The sequence below is a fragment of the Saccharococcus thermophilus genome (assembly GCF_011761475.1).
GTDB lineage: Bacteria > Bacillota > Bacilli > Bacillales > Anoxybacillaceae > Saccharococcus > Saccharococcus thermophilus.
On the sequence record NZ_JAASRS010000001.1, the window covers coordinates 2997688 to 3019767 of the forward strand.

Here is a 22080-nt window from a genome sequence, read left to right on the forward strand (position 1 = left end):
GCTTCATCCTCGCTTTCGATTTCCCGTCACGGCTACCACGACCGCCATGGTGATAATTAAAAATACCGCAATCGTCGATCCCATTCCCCAGTTTTGCGTGACGAGAAAATGTTCTTCAATCGCCGTGCCAAGCGTAATTACGCGATTTCCGGCAATAAGCCTTGTGATCATAAACAAAGACAACGCCGGAATAAACACCGCTTGGCATCCCGCTTTTACGCCATCCAGCGTCAACGGAAACACAACGCGGCGAAACGTCATCCATGCCGAAGCACCAAGATCGCGCGCCGCATCGATCAAAGACGGGTTCAATTCCTCAAGCGCATTAAAAATGGGCAAAAGCATAAATGGAATAAAAATATACACCGATACAAATACAAAGCTAAAATCGGTAAACAAAATTTGCTTGGTGCCGATGCCAACCGCCGCAAGCACCGCGTTCGCCAGTCCGTACGTCCCGAAAATGCCGAGAAATGCATACACTTTTAACAATAAATTCACCCATGTCGGCAAAATCAGAAGAAGCAGCCAAAGCTGTTTATGTTTTGTTTTCGTCAGCGCATACGCGGCCGGATAGGCAATAAGCAAGGAAAACAGCGTCACTAAAAACGCATACCAAATGGAGTTCGCCGCCATTTTTAAATAAATCGGTGTAAAAAACGTTTGATAATTGGAAAGCGTCCACTTTCCTTCAATATCAAAAAAAGAATAATAGATAATCAATAGAATCGGCGCGACGACAAACATCCCCATCCAAACGACATACGGCAATAAATAGACGTTGCGTACGTTAGTTTTCATCAGATTTCTCCCCATCATCCTCACTGATGCGCATGACGTGAATCGCCTCCGGATCAAAATAGAGGCCGATTTCTTCGCCGACTTCCGCTTTTTTCGTCGAATGGACAAGCCACTCATTGCCATCCTCGTCATAGCAGCACAGCTCGTAATGCACGCCGCGGAACAGTTGCGAATCAACGCGCACTTGCAGCTTTCCTTGGCCGCGCGTCGTTATTTGCAAATCTTCCGGACGGATGACGACATCGACCGGCTCATTCGGCCGAAATCCTTTATCCACGCACATAAACCGCTTACCGGCAAATTCGACGAGATAGTCTTCCAGCATAACTCCGCGCAAAATGTTGGACTCCCCGATAAAATCAGCGACAAAGCGATTGACTGGTTCATCATAAATTTCTTTCGGCGTGCCGCTCTGCTGAATCTTCCCTTTGTTCAGGACAAAAATTTGATCAGACATCGCCAGCGCCTCTTCTTGGTCATGAGTGACAAAAATAAACGTAATTCCTAAGCGGCGCTGCAGCTCGCGCAGTTCATACTGCATTTCCGTGCGCAGCTTCAAATCAAGCGCCGACAGCGGCTCATCGAGCAAAAGCACCTCCGGCTCGTTGACAATCGCGCGCGCAATCGCCACCCGCTGCCGCTGTCCGCCAGACATTTCTTGAATGCGGCGATTCTCATATCCTTCCAAATTGACAAAGCGAAGCGCTTCTATCACTTTTTCTCGGATCTCCGCTTGTTTTTTCTTTTTGATCCGCAATCCAAACGCCACATTTTCAAACACGTTCAAATGCGGAAACAGCGCATAATCTTGAAACACCGTGTTCACTTGCCGTTTATTCGCCGGCACATGATTCACCGGTTTCCCATGAAAATAAATCGCCCCCTCTGTTGGTTCGGCAAACCCTGCGATTAAGCGCAAAATCGTCGTTTTTCCGCATCCCGACGGCCCAAGCAGCGTATAAAATTTGCCTCGTTCAATATCAAAGCTGATGTCATCTAACACTACTTGGCCGTCATATATTTTCGTCACCCGCTCAAAGCGGATGATCGTATCTTTTGCCATCCGCGCACTCCCCCATCGCAAAATAAAAATTTCCTTTTCCATTATTTCCAGGAACCGAACTATTCGTAATTTTCTATCTATCATTAATTAGAACACGCGTACGGGAAAAGTGCAATGAAATTTTTCCAAATAAAAAACTCGTTTCTCTCCTAGCATCACGCTAGAGAGAAACGAGAATGCGCATATAGGCCAAAACGTGATATGGACATTGTACAGGGAAGACTGCCGGAACACAAACATGATATGAGAGCAAATGGCATTTCTATTGTGTCTCGTAGGCACGGTAAAAACAAATAGTTACCACACCAGACGATGGTTTAATTCCTTAATAGTTAAGATGCAAACCACTGAGGGTCCACATAAAGGAAAAGTAATCACTTTTTGATTTCAATTCCTTATAGTTAAGATACAAACCAACAAACGGTACAGGACAATATGCTCAAGAACTGTAGTTTCAATTCCTCATAGTTAAGATAAAAACCCAAAAAATCATTGATAAATCAACATTTTTAAAAATGACCTACGATCAGTATAATTCATTTCGAAAATTACGCCAATAAACGAGAATACTGATAGCCGTAAGAAGAGAGCTAAATAAGAAAGTGTCGTCGATCCCCCGCACTTTTTGCACGATTGGAGGTCGACGACATTTTTAACCATGAATGATAGTTTATATACGATCGCATATGGTTATCCGTCTGTATCTCTATTATAGGTTACTAAGCATCCTAAAAGCTATATGAGAAATTCTTGATTTCTTGTTCCTATTTTTAATGCCCGTAAACTTTCTTTGCAAAGGAAGACGGAGTGATTAACTTAACTCCGTCTTTTCTCTCTCGATATCTTTCCGAAGCATCGGCAAAATTGCCTCCTGATATCCCGCTTTTTTTAATTGCTCCATCTCAAGCTTGACAGGTTGTAGCACTTCAGATAATACGGACTGCAGTTTTGCCAGCCGTTCCTCAGAAAGCGACACGTTCGGCATCGAGGCAAAGTAGTCTTCACGCGTGAAATGCCAGAGTGAAAGATTCTCGCCATATCGCCCGACAAGCCGATCCGCCATTTTCAACCCTTCTGGGTCAAAGTCGCCCGAATAATAAAGACGAGCGCCCGACTCGACAAGTAAATCAAGGAGTAACATCGTCGCTAGATTTAGCTGGCCGTTTGTGCTGACAAGCGGCATCGCTTCGCTTAGTAGTTCAGAAAAAACACCGGCGTTTTCTACGACAAAGACGATGGTGCCTTTGGAAGGATATGCTCGTTTCAACCCGACAATCTCTCTCAGCGGCACGTTCAGCGCCGTATTCGTTTCACACGCGGCGGAAAATACGGGATGAATGCCATCTTCTGTTTCTGCCAAAATTCCCGCGCACGTCACGAAATTGAGGATGTCTTCGCGCAAGATGCCGAACGATTGCAGCAGTTCATTGACTTCTTCTACGGACGAAAGCTGATATTTTTTCCGGGAGTAAAATTCCAACGCGGATAGAAACAGTTTTCCTTGAAATGTGTGTAAATCAAACGCGTGCGGGTCTCCGGTTACTTTTTGCGCGAATAGCGGCAGGCGTTCGTACGTTCCTTGCTTCGGAAGCTGGCGAAGCGCTTCGCAAACCACGCAAAGGGACGCATACAGTTCATCACGTTGCTGGGCGTACGCTTGGTGAAGAAGACGGTATTCGCTCGGGTGCTCCAGCGCTGCTGTAAGCCATTCCGCTCCGCTAGGGTAAGCGGCGATAAACCGATGAAAAAACTCCGCTTTTTCCTGCTGTTCCGCTTCACGCCTTTCTTTGTTTGCCACGAGTGGTTCTCCAAAATAATGGACTAACAGCTCTTCCAGTGAAACACCCGCAAATCGCGTCTTATCAAGTTGTTTAGCAAACGCCTGCAGTGAAACGCGCGTCATTTCCTTCCCAAAAAACGCCGCGATTGCTTCTTTTTCTTCTTTCGTAAAATTCGTAAGGGAAATGGTGCCGCCAATGCGGCCGAGTGATTCGTACTTCTTTTTCATTTCGCAAAAAAGGCGGTGAAATCCAGCTTCACCGCGGAAAAATTGCGCCGCTTCTGCCGCCATTTCCGGCAATGTTTTCATTGTTTCACCACCATTTCTTGCTCGTTCCAATCCGTCACAAGCCGCTTCGTCGTTCCGTTCCAATAATAGCGGATCACGGTGACGTGCGAAGCGTTTTTCGGGCGCACAAGCTCGCAAATCGAAAGAGCCGGCACCGTGTCGTAATCTCCCCAAAGCGCCTGTGAGTTCATAATATAGTTGAACCCGAGCGATTCAACAAGATCGAACATATCGCGAATATTATTTTCATCCACACCGGCGAACGCTTCATCAAGAGAAATGATGTACGGTGCCTCCTCACTTGCTTCTTGATAGCGAGCGTACGCGGCCGCAAAGAGCGGAATGTACATCGCCATTGCTTTTTCCCCGCCGCTAAACTGATAAAATCGCTGGTTCGTTAATTCCCGTTTTGGCTCATTTGTTTTTTGATAATAGAGCGTAAACGTGAACCATTTCCGATAATCGAGCACTTCTTTAATGACTTGATGGAGCGTGTTCCCTTGTCCTTTCTCCTCTAACATTTCACGGGCGCGGTTAATTTTGGACCGGAAGTGCATCGTGACCCGCTGCAAATCTTCTTCTTTTAACAATCGCGAATTCATCCGCAGCAATTCAACAAGCTCTTTCGTATCCATTTCTTCTTCTGTTTCTGCTGTTTTCGGTTTCCATTGAATGGACAGCAATAATCCGGAAGAAGCATCGCGCCGTTGCATGAGCGCGTTCATGTCTTTCACCCAGCGTTCGGCACGCTGAATGCGGCTGCGCAAAATGCGGCCGATCGTTTTTAAAATAATATCTTCGTACAACTCACGGTCTTGTTCATTAATGTATTCCCGCTGAAGGAGAATGTCTTTTTCCATTTCCTTTAATAAATAAAATGGAGTGACGCGCTGCCCTTTATAATCAAGTAAAAGCAACACACGATCCCGTTTTTCTTTCCAGTCGTTCACTTTTACTTCCATTTGTTCATCTATATCGATATGAGTGAACGGATTTTCCTCTTCTAATACGACAGGTTCTTGAGATAGGCGGTATTCCACTAAATTTGCGCTTTCTTGGAAGAATGCGTTATTCAATTTAGCAATCACGGATGAGCGGGTTTGTTCTTTACCGATTGATCCGTATCGGCGAACAACGTCTTTTGCTTGTTCATGCAAATCTACATTCTCCGCTACTTCGACAAGACCGCGTTCCACTTCTGCGATAAACGATCGCTTCCATACTGCCGAAAGCGTGCTGGCAAATTGAAGTTTTCGCTCTAACTCTTCTAGTTGACGACGAGTGGATTTGATCGTTTGCTCGATGTAAGCTTGTTCGTTTATCTTTTCCGGCAACGCTTTGTTTACCCATTCCAGGCGGTCGCGCACGCGGGAGATTTCCGCGTGAATGTCATCGGCTCCCATCTGTTTTAACGTTTGTTCCATATGTTGTATTTCTAAGAGGAGGCGTTGTTGCTCGCTGGCTAATGTATTGATTTCGCCTTTTGTTTCATCGATTTCCGCTTGGACGGTTTCAAGCTGGTCTTGATGATAGCGGCCGACTTGCAATTGATGGAGAAACGAACGGTGTTCCAACACCAGTTCCGTTAAATGGCGCGCATACGATTTCATCCATTGCCGCGCCTCTTCATACCGCTCTTTTGTAAATTCAAGATCAAGCCCTTCCGTTTTCTCGCGAAGCGTTTGTTTTACTTGTTGCCAGTCGCGGGCGATGTTATTTAATTTTTCGCTTTTTCGCTCCACTTCTTGTTGTTTGCTTGTGATGGCGCGTTTTGTGCGGTCCCATTCATCAAAGGCCGCGCGAACATCGTGGTCGGACGGGAATGCTTGAAACGCTTCGTGGATGGAGGCGATTGTTGCTTCCACATGCGCAAGTTGTTCCTTTTTTTGCTGAAGAAGTTCATCTAGTTGTTGAAGCTTTTCCTCGATTTGCGTGATTTGGGCAAGGCGCCAACGCTTTCGGGCGTTGCGGCCAATAAAGATCGCTTGTTCTCGTTTCGGCGCATGGCCTTCAAGGAGACCGAACGAATATCGGCCCGATTCGTTAATGGTAAAGTATCCTTCTTGTGTTTCATCGGAAATTAGAATGCTGCGAAGAACAGATTCAATGCGATCGGCGGAAACACCGAGATCTTCATCCACATCAGGACGCAAATATTCGGCAAGCGTATGCGCCATTTCCACAGGATTTGGCTTGAGAATACGGTCATGGACGATGGAAACGTCTGTTTCGGTCACTAATGCGTCCAATAACCCTGCATGGTATAACGATGACTCGATTCGTTCGCGCAACGCTTCTGGCACGTGGTCGTAAAACTCGACGCTTGCATAAAACGGCACGTAAGCAACCCCTTGTGCTTGCAAAGCCGCGCGCGCTTGTGCGGTTTGTTCGTCATGCTCTAATTCAGGGTCTTTTTGTTCTTTCCAGCGGCGCAGTTCTTCTTCTGTTTCCGCAATTTCTCGTTTGACTAGCTCGATTTCGTGCTCCCATTTCACTTTTTCCGCTTTTTTCTGATCCAACGCTTCATAATATCGGTCGGCAAACGGTTTTTTTACATCTTCAAAATGATAGCGTTCATATAGCTCGTTTAAATAACGCAAAAATGATTGGATTGTTTCTTCATCGACAGGAATATCAGGGTGTGCTTCTTTCCAAGCAAACACTGCTTCTTGCAGACGCGATTTTTCCATTTCCAATAGCTCGTGCCATTTTTTCGCGTCATTATGAAGATCATCTAGTAAACGTTGGTGTTCTCCAAGCTCATGGTATGCGTCTTCATATCGGCGCTTGAGGTCATCATGGCTCGTCCAAAGCGACAATATTTCCTCTAACCGTTTCTCATGCGCTTCCGTTTCTTTCCGCCAAAGCGTAAAGTCAAACGGCTCGTTTCGATGTCGCTGAAAGTCTTCTTCATTTAGTTCGTGTGCCGCAAATGCACTTTCAAGCGCGGCATAGCGCAATTCTTCCAGTTGTTCGTCGATTTTCTGTCCTGATTGATGAAGTTGATCTAAGTTGTCATCGATTTCTTGCTTCAGCTTTCGTTCTTGTTGTTGTTTATCATCAAGATAACGTTCTCTTTTTACTATTTGATCTTGCACGTTCGAAAGACGCTGTTTCTTTTCCCGATATTTTTCTTCTGCCTGAACCACTTCGTGGCTCGCTAAATCTAACTCCCGTTTGCGAAGCGCCGCTTGCTCATTTTGTAAGTCTTGAATTTCCGTTGCCAGCTCTTCTTTTCGTGCTGCATACCGCTCCTCATCGCGGAGACACTGTTCGCGCTCTTCCGTTAATTTTTCCTCTTGTTTTACTGCTTTGAGCCATTCGTTCGCTTTTTCGAATATCATATATTCATTGTATTGTTGATATTGCTGGCAAAGACGCCGCAATGATTTTTCGTCTCTTTCTAGCTGTTCCAGCTGCTGCTTTGCTTGGTCCATGTTTTCAATCGTTTCCGATAAATGGCGCAATTCGTCATCGGTTAACGCCGGAAGCGAGCTTTCGAGAATTTCGTAGATGACCGTCGGCTTGAAATCTTTCGACAATTTCGGACTGCGAAGCTGAATAAGCAATTCGATCAGTTCTTGAAACGCTTCGAGCGACTCGAAACGGAAAATATATTTATTGACAAGCTCCATGTACTCTTTTTGCGTATCAACGACCGTTCCGCCGTCGCCAAGCACCGTGATTAATTCTCGTTTTGTTAACGGGATTTTTTCCCCCGTTTTTTCCTTTTTGTACAACGCAATATCTTTGCCGATGCGGCGGTTATCAAAAATGACAAATCCCCAAAAATCCATTCCTTTCTGCCGTTTCGCCCTTAAACCGATTCCGGTTGTGATATAATGATCGCTATGCTTTCGTTTATATTCTAAAAATAAATAGCCTGTCCGTTCATCACGCTCGACTAATTCCTTTTCCCCAAGCAAATAATCTTCCATACGGCGCGCTCGTGATCCAAAAGGATCAAGTCGATCAGGGGTTTTCTTTCCGTCCAGCAAAACGGGAATCAAGCTTTGCATCGTTACCGATTTTCCTGAGCCGTTGCTGCCGCGGAGAAACAGCCTGCCGTCAGCGAAATGGAAATACTCTTCATCGTAATACCAAAAATTTAATAGTCCTGCACGATGGAGCACCCATTTATTCGTCATCATCATCCGTTCCTTTCTTCATAAAATCGGGAGGGTAATGGCCAACTATCCGTCCGAGTAGTGGATATAGCATGATCATTCCCGTTTCTTTTTCCACATCCGCCATTTTCCACTGTTTTAATTCCTCTAACAGCACCGATGTTAGCTGCGCTGGTGTCATGTCGCGATACGTTTTTCCCCATCCTTCTCCATAGCGCTCCTTGCATACCGTAAGCAGCCGCTGAAAATCGGCTTGTGTCATTCTGATGTTCCCGTATTCATCTGGTGGATAATCTAGAAGATGTTCACGGACAATAGAAGCGAAATGAAGAATAATATCCGACGTTCCTTTTTGGTCCGGAAACAGTGTATATACGTTTTCCCGTTCCAGAAGGGTGAGCAAAGCGGCGTTTTTATACAGTTCGTAGCGAAAATCGCTATGTGCTTCAATATCTTCGCGCAATCGATGGCGAAAATTGCGCAAGTAATAAAAGTCAGGATCGTCTTTTTGTTTCCGGTAAACAACTGGGGATAAAAACAGCTGCCGATAAATGCGGTGGCGCCGATAATCTTGTGGGGCGGTTTTCCACTCTTCTTCTAACAATTCTTCCACCGTTTTGTACTGCGTCAAATCTTTCGGATAGGAGCGCATAAAATAGCGGGAAAGCACGGGAACTTCATATAGCGCTTCATGGTCTTCCCGCTGGGCAAATCCTTCGATTTCGCCGTCCACTCGCTTCACGACACCAAGTTCTTCAGCGGTTTTTAACACACGGATCAGCGCGCGCCGCTGCTGGTAGTTCGTCCAATCAAGCGGAACGTCCCCTGGATACATCGCTTTTATTTCCTCACAGACATCCGACAGCAAAAATTTTTCTTCCACTTCCTTTCCTTCTAAATATGCCATCAAACAACAAAACAACGCGTAATCAAGCGGTTCTTGAAACGACTCAATACCCATCCACACTTCTGGCTCGGCCGGTATTTTTTCTAATTTGGCGAAATACCGGTGAACGATGAGACGATAGCCGAATTTATCTTGCACATAACGCTTAATTACGTTTTCCCGTTCACGAATGAGCTGAAACAATTCTGGATCATGTTCGCGGGTAATCCAAAAGCGCTCGAATAACGAAATTAGCGCCGCTTTCGCTTTTTCATCAAAGCCGCGCTCCACCGGCTGGCACCTCCCTGTTTTCTAAAAAATGAATTTCATAATTTGGCATGATCATCATTCCATCCTCCGAATGTAATTCAATGAATTCCTCATCCTTTTGCACAATTTTCACCTTCCAGCCCATTTCCGTTTTGACAATGCGGTCTTCGCGCGACATCGCCTTGGCAATCCAGCTTAATAACGTTTTGCGAACATGGGGAGCGACAACCGGCAACTCGCGTAAAATAATTTTGCCGTCTTGAACCAACTGTTTGAGCTCTTCTTCTTCACGCTGTTTTTGCTGCAAAAACTCCACCATTGTTTGTTTCTTTTTATTTTCATTGTCTACGATTGCCTGCGGCTTTTTCTTTTCCTGGTAATGGCGGACGCGCGGCTTCACCGTCCATTCACTCGGTGCTTCGTCCCAAATGTCGCGATACATGTCTTCCGTCGCATCATTGTCTGTCACCACATGTTTTGTGTGAAAACAGCCAAACACAACCGCTGACAATTTATGCGCATCTTCTAGCGAATCGAGTTTAGAAAACCATTGTGCCAAATATAAATAATCTTTTTTTCGGCTGCGAAAATGATGGTGCCGCTCGCCAAGCCGCTGCACGACCCTTGTAATGCGGCGGATCGCCTCGTTCGTTTGTTTCTGCAAAAACGCCAGTTCGCTTTCATGACCGTTCCGGCCTAAAAACCATTCTTTTAAGCTGCGCCACGTTTCCATCCGTTCTTCCACCATCTGCTCTCTTGTAAGCGAAAGATCTTTCCAGCGCGGAATCGTCATTTGGTAGTCGACGACATGATGAACAAACTGGCGTACTTCTTCTTCTTGCAAGTCTTCCAACAACTTTTCGATCTGCATCGATGTTTTTTGCAACGCCACGATAAAATCTCGTAAATACGTCGTGAACTTTTCCTTGTATACGAGAAACGCATCTGACATCATTTGCTCTTCCATGTTTTCGCTGTTTAAATAAGCGATATAGTCGGCGGAATTTTGGATGATTTTTTTGAAATAGTCAAATGTTTCTTCCCATACTTGGTTCATCTCATCTCGTTTTTCCGTAAATCCATTTTTGATAATTGTTTCAATGCGGACAAGCGAGGTATACAGGCGGTCAAATCGTGTTTTTTCCAATGACCCGCCAAACGAATCGCCAAGCTGCTCGAGCGCGCGGATCATGCGCTCGATTTCGACCGTGTACGGGCTGCATTGATAGCGAAACCGTTTCTTTTTAAACTCTTCAATCGTACGAATGTGCGTTGTTTCTTGTCTCGCAATCAAGTTTTTCCATTTGACGAGTTGATCCAAGTCTTGCTGCAGATCGTCTTCCGTATAATCCCGAAATTCGTCGTGCTGTTTTAAAAACGCATACACTTCTTCTGGAAACAAATATTGCCGCATCCGTTCGTGCTGTGTGTAAAAATAGCGCAAAATCGCGCGATAGCGATACGCATTATCCACCGCTAAATACTTTACCTCCGAAATCGGCTTTAGCCAGGAAGCATCCATGTCCATTCTCCTTATCGTTCTTCAGATCATCTATCTCCATTGTAGTAAATATCGAACAATTACTCTACTAAAAATCTATTCCATTCGACATGACATTTGTCGGAATGCTTGATGGATAATGGGGGATAAAAGAGGTGAGTACATGGTAGAGGCGCTGTTGCAAGAAATTCTCCAAGAGGTAAAACTCACGCGCAACGACATCCAAACGTTAAGCAATCGTGTCGACAAATTGGAAAAGCGGATGAGTCATGTCGAAGAAAGGCTGACCGCCGTTGAAGAACGGTTGACTGCTGTTGAAGAGCGAGTGTCTGCTGTTGAAGAACGATTGACCGCAGTTGAAGGGCGGGTATCTACCGTTGAAGAACGATTGTCCGCCTTGGAAGAAGACATGACCAGCGTGAAGGAACGCTTAACAAACGTAGAAAACTCCATCGTTGTTCTCGACAAAAAATCAACGAAATAAAAGCAATCAGCGAAGCTGTCCGTCATGGTCAAGAAGTCCTCACCGCAAAGTATGACGCACTCTCTCTTGATGTCCACGAGCTGAAAAGAAAAGCCATCCACCTCACCAACGTGCTCGAAGACAAAGTTCTCCCTCTCCTCCATGACCATGAATCCGGCATGCAAGTTCTTAACAACCGTGTTTTTAAAGTGGAGAGTACGTTGCAACGATTAGTCAATCCGTAAACAAAGCAAAAGCCGGCTGCATATGCAGCCAGCTTTCTCCATTTATCGTTTTTGCATTTCTTCGATCAATAGTTTGTTGACAAGCGGCGGGTTGGCTTGTCCTTTTGTCGCTTTCATCACTTGTCCGACTAAGAAGCCAAGCGCGCGGTCTTTACCGTTTTTATAGTCTTCGATCGACTGTGGATTGGCATCCAGCACTTCGAGAACGATTTTGCGCAATGTCGCCTCATCAGAAATTTGCACAAGTCCTTTTTCTTTGACGATTTTTTCTGGGTCCCCGCCTTTTTCAACGAGCTCTTTAAATACTTTTTTCGCGATTTTCGAAGAAATTGTGCCGTTTTGAATCAGCTTAATCAAACCCGCTAAGCTTTCTGGTGTTAAAGCAATATCATGCAGCTCTTTTTGTTCGGCGTTTAAATAGCCGGACACTTCGACCATGAGCCAGTTGGATGCCAATTTCGGATCGGCTCCGTTTGCGACCGTCGCTTCGAAGAAATCGGCCATTTCTTTCGTTAGCGTCAGCACTTTCGCGTCGTATTCCGGCAGCCCAAGTTCTTCGATGTAGCGTTTTTTACGGGCATCCGGAAGCTCTGGAATCGACGCACGAACGCGTTCTTTCCATTCATCGTCAATATACAGCATGACAAGGTCCGGCTCTGGGAAGTAGCGGTAGTCTTCCGAACCTTCTTTCACGCGCATGAGCACCGTTGTTTTTGTCGCTTCGTCAAAGCGCCGCGTTTCCTGCTGGATGACGCCGCCGGAAAGCAAAATTTTCTCCTGGCGTTTTGCTTCGTACTCGAGCCCCATGCGCACGAAGTTAAACGAGTTTAAGTTTTTCAGCTCCGTCTTCGTGCCGAACTTGTCCGAGCCGATCGGACGCAATGAAATATTGGCGTCGCAGCGAAGCGAACCTTCTTCCATTTTGCAATCGGATACGCCTGTATATTGGATAATCGACTTTAATTTTTCCAAGTAGGCATACGCTTCTTCTGGCGAGCGGATGTCCGGTTCTGACACGATTTCAATGAGCGGCGTACCCTGGCGGTTAAAATCGACCAGTGAATAGCCATCGCCGGTGTGCGTTAGTTTTCCAGCGTCTTCTTCCAAATGAATGCGCGTGATGCCGATTTTTTTCTTTTTGCCGTTCACTTCGATTTCAATCCAGCCGTTTTTGCCAAGCGGCTGGTCATATTGCGAAATTTGGTATGCTTTCGGGTTGTCCGGATAAAAGTAGTTTTTGCGGTCAAATTTCGTTTCCGTCGCGATTTCGCAGTTGAGCGCCATCGCCGCTTTCATCGCAAATTCTACCGCTTGTCTATTCAAGACCGGAAGAACCCCTGGATAGCCTAAATCGATCACGTTCGTTTGCGTGTTTGGGGGCGCTCCGAACGCGTTTGGGCTGCTCGAGAAAATTTTCGATTTTGTCTTTAGCTCGACGTGAACTTCAAGACCAATGACCGTTTCAAAGTTCATCATGTTCCCCCCTTATAACACTGGTTTTTGTTTATGATAGTCAGTCGCTTGCTCGAACGCATGAGCGACACGATAAATCGTGCTTTCATCAAAATGTTTGCCAATGATTTGCAATCCGACCGGCAAGCCGTTCACAAAGCCGCACGGTACAGAAATGCCAGGAACACCGGCAAGGTTTACTGGAATCGTTAAAATGTCGTTCGCGTACATTGTTAACGGGTCGTTCGTTTTTTCGCCGATTTTAAACGCTGGTGTCGGCGTCGTTGGTCCGATAATGACGTCGTATTTTTCAAATACCTTTTCGAAATCTTGTTTGATTAATGTACGCACTTTTTGCGCTTTTTTGTAATACGCGTCATAATAGCCGGAACTTAACGCGAACGTACCGAGCATGATGCGGCGTTTTACTTCGTTGCCGAAGCCTTCGCTGCGCGTTTGTTTATACATATCAATTAAGTTTTTCGCATTATCCGTGCGATAGCCGTAACGGACGCCGTCAAAGCGGGCCAAGTTCGCCGATGCTTCCGAAGACGCAAGCAGGTAGTACGTCGCTAGCGCGTATTTGGAGTGCGGCAGCGATACTTCTTCCCATGTCGCTCCTAATTTCTCGAGCACTTTCAGCGCATCGAGCACCGACTGACGCACTTCTTCCGCAACGCCTTCGCCTAAATATTCTTTTGGCACGGCGATTTTTAAGCCTTTAATGTCGCCGGTAAGCGCCTCTACATAGTTTGGCACTTCCACATTTGCCGATGTCGAATCCATTGGATCTAAACCAGCGATGACTTGCAATAAGTAGGCGTTATCCTCGACCGTTCGTGTAATCGGGCCGATTTGGTCAAGCGAAGAGGCAAACGCGACAAGCCCGAAGCGCGATACACGGCCGTATGTAGGTTTCAGCCCGACAACTCCACAAAATGCCGCCGGCTGGCGAATCGAACCGCCCGTATCCGAACCTAAAGCAAACGGTACTTCGCCTGCCGCTACTGCCGCAGCGGAACCGCCGCTGGAGCCGCCTGGTACGCGCTCTAAATCCCACGGGTTGCGCGTGAGCTGAAAACCGGAGTTTTCCGTAGAAGACCCCATGGCAAACTCGTCCATGTTTAATTTTCCAATCGTAATCGCACCGGCTTCGTTTAAGCGCTCCATAACCGTTGCGTCATAAATTGGGTCAAAGTTATATAAAATTTTGCTGGCACATGTTGTACGCAATCCTTTTGTTACAATATTATCTTTAATGCCAATCGGCATGCCAAAAAGCACGCCAAAATCGTTTCCTTCTTTCGCTAGCTTGTCATCTAACTCTTTCGCTTTCGCGCGCGCGTTTTCTTCATTTAGTGTTAAAAACGCTTGCACTTGTTCTTCCACTTCGCCAATGCGGCGGAACGACTCATCGACTAAATCAGATACCGAAATTTCTTTTTTTTGTAAAAGGCTATGTAATTCGGAAATTTTATGGTCAAATAATGACATTGCTTCCCCCTCCTTACTCTAAAATCGCCGGTACGCGAAACTGGCCGTCTTGATGGTCCGGCGCGTTTTTCAACACTTCTTCAAGCGGAAGCCCCGGTGTCGGCACATCTTCGCGCATCACGTTTTTCATATCAAGCACGTGCGAGGTTGGCGGAACGTTCTCTGTATCGAGTTCATTTAATTGCTCAGCAAACGTAATAATCGCGTCCAACTGCTTCGCAAACATTTCCGCTTCTTCATCGGTAATCGCCAAACGCGCCAAATGTGCCACGTGTTTGACTTGTTCGATGGAAATTCTCGACATCTTTTTCACCTCCAATGAGTTCGACCTATCACAATACTATGATGATACCAAACTTTCAACGAATGAAGCAACATTTGCCGCGCGTTCTGTACAAGAATACAAAAGCGGCTTTCAACTATATTCTTGATAGAAACGAACATATGTGCTATAATAGCTTCAAATAGCCAAGGCAGGCGTGAAATGGGGGATTTTTTATGAATGAAGCGGTTCTCCTGCAAGTGCTTGACAGGCTTGGCAATATCGAAGGCACATTGCACGATCTTGTCGAAGGGCAAAAACGGTTAGAGGAAGAACAGCTGGCTATCCGAAAAGAGCAAGAAACTATTCGAAAAGAGCAAGAGGCCATTCGAAAAGAACAAGAAGTTATTCGAAAAGAACAAGAAGCCATCCGAAAAGAGCAGGAATCCATCCGGCAGGAGCAGCAAACGATCCGACAAGAACAACAAATACTGCTCCAAGGTCAAAAGCGATTAGAAGAAGAACAAACTTATTTGAAATCCGGACTAAAGGAACTGAACGAACTAATGACGGCACTTCTTCACCGGCAAGATGAAACAGATGCCAAACTCGAAGCCCTCGCAACGGACGTACACAACATCCACGGTGAAATCACTTCTCTCAAACAAGGCCTTCACGAACTCGAGGAAAAAGCAGATTCCCATTACGAGCAACTGAACGAACGGCTAGACAATATTCAGCTTGATGTCGATTTTGCCGTCCATAAAACGACAGAGAACGAGCGAGAGATATATAAAATGAAAAGCAGGCTCTTTTAGGCATTTATTACCAAACAGTTCTCGCCCCTCTTACTTTTACAAAAAGGAGAGCAGCCAGCATGGATATCACGTTTGACCATCTCGTCCATTTTACAAAAAATCCCAAAGAAGCGAAAACCGCGTTTCAGCTTATCGGATTTCATGCTATAAACGGAGGAAATCACCCTTCTTGGGGAACGTATAACTGCCTGAACTACTTTACAGGACTGCGGTACATTGAATGGATTGGCTTTATGGACTTTGATAAAGCGAAAACTTCCGACAACGTATTGATCCAGCAAATCGTCGCGGACTCCTCCAAAGGAGAAGGCTTTTCGCAATTGGCATTCCGCACGGACGATATCGATGCTGCCATCGCCCATATCCAGGCAAAAGGACTAAAGCCGATAGGCCCCTTTTCCGGAAGCCGAAAACGTGAGGATGGCAAAGTATTAAGCTGGTCGATGCTATTCATTAACGACGAACAAGATGACACATGCCGCTATCCGTTTTTTATCCAATGGGGCGAACCCGAAGAGGTCCGCGCTAACGAAATGGCCTCTCTCATGCAGCACAGCATCGGAACCCCATCCCTTTCGTATATCGGAGTGAATGTAAGCCATCTTGACAAGTCGTTGCAAAAATATTGCCGCTTATTTGATGTACCTCGCCAGTCCGTAACGGAAAGCAGCGATGAATTTGGCACCTATTCCGAACTTCCGATTGGAAACATAGCGATACGCTTGTATGAGACAAAAAGCCTCACTATCACCATCGACAGCGCTCTCATCAACCGTCCGTTTTTATGTGGAATCACCGGAATGCTGGAAAATAAAGTTGTCCATATAAAAAATGGGATTTATCATTTTTCCACGTAACGTTTCAAAGCGTATGAAAACGGAAAAATTGAACTGTCGATGGGCATTCATCACGGGAAAAGCCGATCGTCGTGTATGCGTCGCGTCTGCCAAAGGGAGCGATCAAAGAAATCGAATGCTGCTTTGATCACGGTCTTTATTTGACCGTGACGTATGAAGATGGGCAAGAGGTCAAAGCGTATGAACTCGGTTCATCCGTCGAGTCGATCTTGGGAAAGTGTATACCATTGGAGCGTTTTGCGAAAACGGTCAAGCCCTTCTCATCACTGGAAGAAAAATAAGCTCCCTTCACCAGTTGGGGAATAAAAAACTGACGGAAATTCAGTTGTGCCAATCTAAATGTCAAAAAGGATCGCGTCAATGGAAAAAGTATGAACGGGCAAAACAATATTTGTTATCAAAATCTGAAAGACAGTTGCGAGATGCGCTACATAAAATAACGAAACAGTTTGTCGACTGGTGTTTAAATAAAGCAGGCCGCCTCTGATGTGTATATCGGAAACGTCGAAGTAGTGCAGCGGAACACGAGAAAGAAAAAGCGGGCAAGCCGCAAACAAGCGCAAAACTCCCGAATTGGTCATTTGGGAAAGTGAAGAAGTATTTCCCTTATAAGCTGACTCAGCATGGCATTCACTTGCATGCAATCGAAGAGTCATATACCAGACAAACATGTCCTGTCTGTCAAAAGAGAAAAAAGTGTCTTCCTGCCTGTTTGTGTGCCGGTGTGGGTATGAGGAACATCGTGACGTTCATGGAACGAGAAATATCTTAAGCAAAGCACCGCTCGGCACCTTCAAACACTGGAGCATACAAACGAAGATAACGTATCTACGGATTGCACAAGCAAGAAGTAGTAGAAGGGTTGGACCGCCCCATCGGTGTGGTGCCGATGTTGCTTACGGAATCCATCGGGAAGGCTTCCGATGAATTCATCGAGTAGAAGGAGACCGCGTTCTTCTGCGCAGAAGCTTCTTCGACGGAGATAGTAAGAAACTCCCACCTCTTTATGGAATGAAGGTGGGAGAGGTTCATTTTAGATTGATGTACTTTGGAGGAGATATTTTCGCACATCGGAATGATCATCTAATTCATGCAATTATATACTGTGTGTATGATCTTTTAGCCAATCGATTTGAGAAGAAATATTATTTTTCGGTAAAGCATACGCTTATCGTCTTCTTCTTTTTCTTATCTTTGATAAACGAAGATGGTAAGCGGAAATTCCTCCATGGTTGATGATTTGCTCACCTTTACCATACAGGAAATTTCGCTTTTTTGTATCCTTACGTACCAAAAGACTTGATCGTCAAGTACATTTTGTGGTGAAGAGCCATAAATATATTTTTGTGATTGATCTCCTTTTAAAAAACTTGAATTTGTCTATCACGGATTCAGGTTATATAGTAAATTCCACTTTTTATACTAAACACCCGTGGTGCTAGATAAAATCAGACAAGCATAAAAATAGCCCTTGCATGAGGATCTCCTTAAAATGAAAGTGCGACCAAACATTTAAAAGGAGAATTCACATGCAAGAGCACTTTCATTTTACAACAGATCGAGCCAAACTTCAAAAACAATATGTATCGATTTTGTGTTTTGTATCAGCTCAACTATCGAGTATCCAGATTCATCTTCAACGTCGAAATCTTCATTTGTTGAAACAGAAGGACGAGGTCATCATCGCCGTCCATATCCTTGGAAAGTTGTTAGGCTTCACTTCCGAACGGGCTTGGCACCGGTTTGTGATCGGGAATTTGTTTTCCAAGGACTTGTTCCCTGAACGTTCTCGATACAACCGTCGCTGCCGAGCGCTTGGCTTTGCGATCAAGTGGATGCGGCACCAGCTGGCCAAGCGTGGACAACACCATGCGTATGCGGTCGTGGACAGTTTGCCGATCGAGCTGTGTCATTCATCCCGAATGTATCGTGCCAAACGGTTTCGTGGAATTGCGGATATTGGCTATTGTGCTTCGAAAAAGATCGCTTTCTATGGGTTGAAACTTCATCTGCAGGTCACCGACCAAGGGCTTCCGATGGGATATGTCGTCACTGAAGCGTCTTGTCACGATCGGGTGGCCGCTGAAACCGTCATGACGCAAATTCCACATCCATATAACCCAGGTGACAAAGGGTACATCAGCCAAAAACTACAAAAGAAGCTGTACGAAGAGCATCGAGTCGCTTTTTGGACGCCCGTTCGAAAAAATCAGCGAATTCTCCAATCCGACGCATGGAAACAGTGGATGAAACGAAAACGCAAAGTGATTGAAACCGTGTTTTCGATTTTAGTCGATTCGTATCGGATCACCGAGATTCGAGCGAACTCGGTTTCTGGATTTGAAACGGCACTGGATGGTATTTTACTGGCTTACTCCCTTGTTGTTCTTGGGCTAGTTGAGTGTTAAAACTCAACTAGCACCACGGGTATACTAAACTTATTCTTTCAGTTCGTCGATCTTGCGATTCATCGCTTTGAACAAAGCTTCCGCCGCCGCCAGATGTTTATATTTGTCGTTGCTGTTGTTCCATCCTTCTTGCAAGATCGGGAGAGCATGTAGCTTGGTCGGATTGTTCATGACTAACGCCCAAGCTGCCCAAAACTGTACCTCCTTATCCTCATTTTTTAGACACTGTTCAAGCGCTTCCTCTGCAGCGGGACCGATTCTCATCAGGGACAAGGCAGCAGACATGCGTGCCTCCTGATTGCCATCTTTCAAGAACTGAATAAGTTCAGGGACCGCTTGCGACGCAACAGGTCCAAGCTCCCCGAGCACAACAGCAGAAATTGACCGTACATTGTGATCAGAGGATCCCTTAACCCTTCGACTAATGCAGGCACTGATGCATCTCCCTGTTTGATTAGCGTTTTAGCGGCCTCCCACATCGACTCCCTTTTTCCCAACGCTTGCACGTAAGAGGTGAGAGCGTTTGTTTCTTTCTTCATCAAATCTTTTGGATCCATATTATTTTCACATTCCTTTCTTTTTAATCATTTTCATCTAGCTTCTTATAAGTTTGGTGGAAACTTATAAGAACTAGGAGGTGTTACCCAGGAAGGGCCAATTTGCAAGACAATTTCCTCATGAGCATCTAAGATTATATTCGACGGGTCGCCTGTATATTCCTTGCCATTGACATAGGCTTTCACTTCCGTACCACTTGGTGCCACCCAATCAGCAACCTGCTTTTTCGACAATGGTTTGTGCCAGATTAGAAAAAATTCGCCTAGCGTATAATCCTTTTTCACTGGCGACTCTACATGAATAATACCGGAATCATCATGAGTATGTAGCCAATACATACAACCACCCTTTTCCGAGATTCCGATAAATTTTGGTAGTGTTTGGTGCTTTCCATCGACATAAATATCGAGATGCACATGGATGTGATAGCGGTCTTGCTCCATCATATCGCATTTGATGCCAGCGATAGCCGGTTGTGGTTCAAGATGAGTTCGGTTATAAATAAGATATCCTGTAAAGGCAAGAACTGCACAAATAGAGATTGCCAAAATGGAGGACGTGTAATCCCATTTTTTGGCCATCCCCGCCTGTCCTCCCTTTAGCGTGCTGCTTTTGAGAAACCGTAGGGCCGCTATCCAAGTCAACCATCCAGCCAGAAGATCACTCACCAACAACACTGGTGCAGGATTGCCGTCTAACCGAACAGTCACTTCCATCAGAAGAAAGTTAAGCAGAATAGCCACGAAAAATAAACGAAAGACATTATAAAAATACGAGACAGGAGTCACTCGACCGTCTTGGAAATTGGCCCGAGCAATGCTCATAATGCGAATACTATATGTAATTACCACCACTCCGATACAAATGGCAAAAAGATCAATAATTCGATCGATCTTCCACTGGGCAGCGAAACCACCCACGACCAAATACATCAACAGGTTAAACAGCGCAAATAACAGATAGGGTATCTCAGAACCGATCACTTTCTTGCTTAGTTTACCAGGCAAAAGCATCAAGTCTCCCGTCTGCAGATGACGCATCGTACCCGAGTAATAGCCGCTGAACAGAGTAGAAAAGGCAACTAGTATCGGCAAAAAATAGAGCAGCAAGGAGTACTTGCGAGCCACCAAAGCTACAACCGCAACCGACAACAGAAATTGAAAAGTCATTCGTAGCCGCCTTCTGCGTAACACTGCTAACTCCATCCATAGAAAAGCCCACTCTTTGCGATACTTTGCGCCCCCCCCCGCCAAGAAGTGGCGCCTTTCTTATACTTAGTTGTTGACATCGGCATGTTGTTCCGGCTTGCTATGTCTGCCCAATAAATGGCGTCCATCACAGCATTCTCTTTGATTTTGCTCTGCGAGGGAACGAACAAAAAGATCAACCCAACCAGGATGATAAGACCAATCTCCAAAAATCCCAAAGAATTAGTCAATCCAATCATAACTCCTCCCATACCTTGGGCAAGTACGAACAATGAGCCAGCCAACAAACCATGAACAATTTTTCCGTCCTTTAACAGCATCACGACCAAACTTAGGATAAGCAAACCACCAATCAACGAAAACCAAAAGAGCAATTTAGAAAGGAGTTTATGTCCACGGGTGCAGGAAGCTCCTACCTGCCACAAGGAAAGGGCAAAAAGGACGGGTAAACCGTACAGCACACTAAGAAAATCGAAATTTGAAATGCCCTTCAACAATAGATTTGCCAAGTTTGCCATCAGAGCTGACAACAGCCAAATACCAAATCGAAGCAATCCTCTCCAGACGGCAACGGCAAGAGCAACCTTTCGAATTGAATAAGGGGTCGTATATATCCAAAATACATCTTCCATTTTACTTGGCAATTGAGTGGAAGTAGGCCCTATCAATGAAAAAAACAAAAGCATTCCAATAAGACCCCATCCAATGGTAGTGGCACTTGATTGCATATCATTCAAATGGGACAAAACCAAGTATTGAGCGGCAAACGAAAGAGCGAAAAAAACACTCGAAACCAACAGCATTCCACGGACTCCCATCCCGGTGCGAAGTTGACGGATGCTGTTAAGCGCCAAAAGGTGTAGGATCCTAATCATCCTTTTTCTCCCCCTTAAGCAGATTGACAATCTGCTCTTGCCAGTGTTGAAATTTCTCTTCCTCCGTCGGAACCATATCTTCTCTAATCACTTGCCCCTGAGAGAGCACGACAACACGCGTTGCGACTTTACAGAGAAAATCAAGGTTATGCGTAGAAACCAGCACACCCGCTCCCTGTTGAGCTTTGACTTTCAGCCAATCGATTAGCCATTGGATCGAGACGGGATCTAGGCCAGCTGTCGGTTCATCCAAAACATAAAGAGAGGCATTTTGTAAAACCGCTCCTGCCAAAATTACCCGTTGACGCTGCCCACGAGACAACTCGCCACCCATACGAGTTGCAAATTCAAAAAGCCCTACTTCTTGCAAAGCCGCTTCTACAAGCATCTTAATATCTCCTTTAAGATCAAATGCCTTTGCTCGGAAATAGAGGTGCTCTTCGACTGTCAAGAGCGGATACAGATTCGGATTATCGGGAATAAAGGCAATGGATTTCAAAGCTTCAGGTGACCCAGCTGGTAATTCACCAACTGTCACGCTGCCCGTATTCGGACCTAACAGACCAAGACAACAGCGAATGGTAGTGGTTTTTCCTGCTCCATTCGCTCCTAGTAGTCCCACAATTTCTCCTTGATTCACGGTAAAATGAACATTATGAATTCCTGAACCATTGCGGTATCGTTTGGTTATATTCTTAACAGTCAGAATATTATTCATTCTTCC

General features: G+C 45.4%; 19 protein-coding genes. 6 read left to right on the top strand and 13 right to left on the bottom strand.

Translation table 11 applies throughout. From position 1 onward, the window contains the following. Nucleotides 1-3: 3 nt before the first annotated feature. The 6 genes from BDD39_RS15540 to BDD39_RS15565 all read right to left on the bottom strand — a co-directional run bounded on the left by BDD39_RS15540 (nucleotide 4) and on the right by BDD39_RS15565 (nucleotide 10737). A complete protein-coding gene (locus tag BDD39_RS15540) occupies nucleotides 4-801 on the bottom strand; it encodes an ABC transporter permease (protein WP_166912093.1) in 798 nt (265 codons plus the stop codon). Continuing rightward, nucleotides 791-1864, bottom strand: coding sequence for an ABC transporter ATP-binding protein (locus BDD39_RS15545; protein WP_166912095.1), 1074 nt, complete (start codon nucleotides 1862-1864; stop codon nucleotides 791-793). Before BDD39_RS15545 ends, BDD39_RS15540 begins: the two co-directional genes overlap by 11 nt. Nucleotides 1865-2675: 811 nt before the next feature. Then, nucleotides 2676-3953: a TIGR02679 family protein gene (locus BDD39_RS15550; RefSeq protein ID WP_166912097.1), complete on the bottom strand. Its 1278-nt coding sequence runs from the start codon at nucleotides 3951-3953 to the stop codon at nucleotides 2676-2678. Beyond that, entirely contained in the window at nucleotides 3950-8080 is a 4131-nt protein-coding gene (locus tag BDD39_RS15555; protein WP_166912098.1) for a TIGR02680 family protein, read from the bottom strand. The genes BDD39_RS15550 and BDD39_RS15555 overlap by 4 nt, the downstream gene beginning before the upstream one ends. Then, entirely contained in the window at nucleotides 8070-9236 is a 1167-nt protein-coding gene (locus tag BDD39_RS15560) for a TIGR02678 family protein (RefSeq protein ID WP_166912100.1), read from the bottom strand. Before BDD39_RS15560 ends, BDD39_RS15555 begins: the two co-directional genes overlap by 11 nt. After that, the gene (locus BDD39_RS15565) at nucleotides 9220-10737 is read right to left on the bottom strand and encodes a TIGR02677 family protein (RefSeq protein WP_166912102.1); all 1518 of its coding nucleotides are present in this window, start codon (nucleotides 10735-10737) and stop codon (nucleotides 9220-9222) included. Before BDD39_RS15565 ends, BDD39_RS15560 begins: the two co-directional genes overlap by 17 nt. A 142-nt stretch (nucleotides 10738-10879) precedes the next feature. Here BDD39_RS15565 and BDD39_RS16505 point away from each other — a divergent pair, with 142 nt between their 5' ends. Beyond that, on the top strand, nucleotides 10880-11200 hold the full coding sequence (locus tag BDD39_RS16505) for a hypothetical protein (protein ID WP_243846044.1): 321 nt from the start codon (nucleotides 10880-10882) through the stop codon (nucleotides 11198-11200). Nucleotides 11201-11466: 266 nt separating this feature from the next. Here BDD39_RS16505 and gatB read toward each other — a convergent pair whose 3' ends face one another. From gatB to gatC, 3 genes are read right to left on the bottom strand one after another with little or no spacing between them, the layout of a single operon-like run. Continuing rightward, nucleotides 11467-12897, bottom strand: coding sequence for an Asp-tRNA(Asn)/Glu-tRNA(Gln) amidotransferase subunit GatB (gatB, locus tag BDD39_RS15575; protein WP_166912104.1), 1431 nt, complete (start codon nucleotides 12895-12897; stop codon nucleotides 11467-11469). Between the two features lie 12 nt (nucleotides 12898-12909). Further along, nucleotides 12910-14370 carry an Asp-tRNA(Asn)/Glu-tRNA(Gln) amidotransferase subunit GatA gene (gene gatA / locus BDD39_RS15580; RefSeq protein WP_166912106.1) on the bottom strand — a complete coding sequence of 487 codons (1461 nt, stop codon included), beginning with the start codon at nucleotides 14368-14370 and terminating at the stop codon, nucleotides 12910-12912. Between the two features lie 13 nt (nucleotides 14371-14383). After that, a complete protein-coding gene (gene gatC, locus BDD39_RS15585; protein WP_166912108.1) occupies nucleotides 14384-14674 on the bottom strand; it encodes an Asp-tRNA(Asn)/Glu-tRNA(Gln) amidotransferase subunit GatC in 291 nt (96 codons plus the stop codon). A 194-nt stretch (nucleotides 14675-14868) separates the two neighbouring features. Here gatC and BDD39_RS15590 point away from each other — a divergent pair, with 194 nt between their 5' ends. The 5 genes from BDD39_RS15590 to BDD39_RS15605 all read left to right on the top strand — a co-directional run bounded on the left by BDD39_RS15590 (nucleotide 14869) and on the right by BDD39_RS15605 (nucleotide 18715). Then, nucleotides 14869-15450, top strand: a complete 582-nt coding sequence (locus BDD39_RS15590; protein ID WP_166912110.1) for a hypothetical protein — start codon at nucleotides 14869-14871, stop codon at nucleotides 15448-15450. Between the two features lie 59 nt (nucleotides 15451-15509). Beyond that, the gene (locus BDD39_RS15595) at nucleotides 15510-16307 is read left to right on the top strand and encodes a VOC family protein (protein ID WP_166912111.1); all 798 of its coding nucleotides are present in this window, start codon (nucleotides 15510-15512) and stop codon (nucleotides 16305-16307) included. Between the two features lie 71 nt (nucleotides 16308-16378). Continuing rightward, a complete protein-coding gene (locus BDD39_RS16510) occupies nucleotides 16379-16588 on the top strand; it encodes a hypothetical protein (protein ID WP_243846045.1) in 210 nt (69 codons plus the stop codon). A 308-nt stretch (nucleotides 16589-16896) separates the two neighbouring features. Next, nucleotides 16897-17079, top strand: a complete 183-nt coding sequence (locus tag BDD39_RS16805; RefSeq protein ID WP_425057547.1) for a zinc ribbon domain-containing protein — start codon at nucleotides 16897-16899, stop codon at nucleotides 17077-17079. Nucleotides 17080-17836: 757 nt separating this feature from the next. Continuing rightward, a complete protein-coding gene (locus BDD39_RS15605; protein ID WP_166912113.1) occupies nucleotides 17837-18715 on the top strand; it encodes an IS982-like element ISGth1 family transposase in 879 nt (292 codons plus the stop codon). 30 nt (nucleotides 18716-18745) lie between these two features. Here BDD39_RS15605 and BDD39_RS16695 read toward each other — a convergent pair whose 3' ends face one another. The 4 genes from BDD39_RS16695 to BDD39_RS15625 all read right to left on the bottom strand — a co-directional run bounded on the left by BDD39_RS16695 (nucleotide 18746) and on the right by BDD39_RS15625 (nucleotide 22074). Beyond that, a complete protein-coding gene (locus tag BDD39_RS16695; RefSeq protein WP_341801499.1) occupies nucleotides 18746-19153 on the bottom strand; it encodes a HEAT repeat domain-containing protein in 408 nt (135 codons plus the stop codon). 164 nt (nucleotides 19154-19317) lie between these two features. Further along, nucleotides 19318-20442 (bottom strand): hypothetical protein, encoded by a 1125-nt coding sequence (locus tag BDD39_RS15615; protein ID WP_166912116.1) that lies wholly within the window; start codon nucleotides 20440-20442, stop codon nucleotides 19318-19320. Between the two features lie 26 nt (nucleotides 20443-20468). Further along, a complete protein-coding gene (locus BDD39_RS15620; RefSeq protein ID WP_166912118.1) occupies nucleotides 20469-21356 on the bottom strand; it encodes a hypothetical protein in 888 nt (295 codons plus the stop codon). Further along, nucleotides 21349-22074: an ABC transporter ATP-binding protein gene (locus BDD39_RS15625; RefSeq protein ID WP_166912120.1), complete on the bottom strand. Its 726-nt coding sequence runs from the start codon at nucleotides 22072-22074 to the stop codon at nucleotides 21349-21351. The genes BDD39_RS15620 and BDD39_RS15625 overlap by 8 nt, the downstream gene beginning before the upstream one ends. Between the last annotated feature and the right edge of the window lie 6 nt (nucleotides 22075-22080).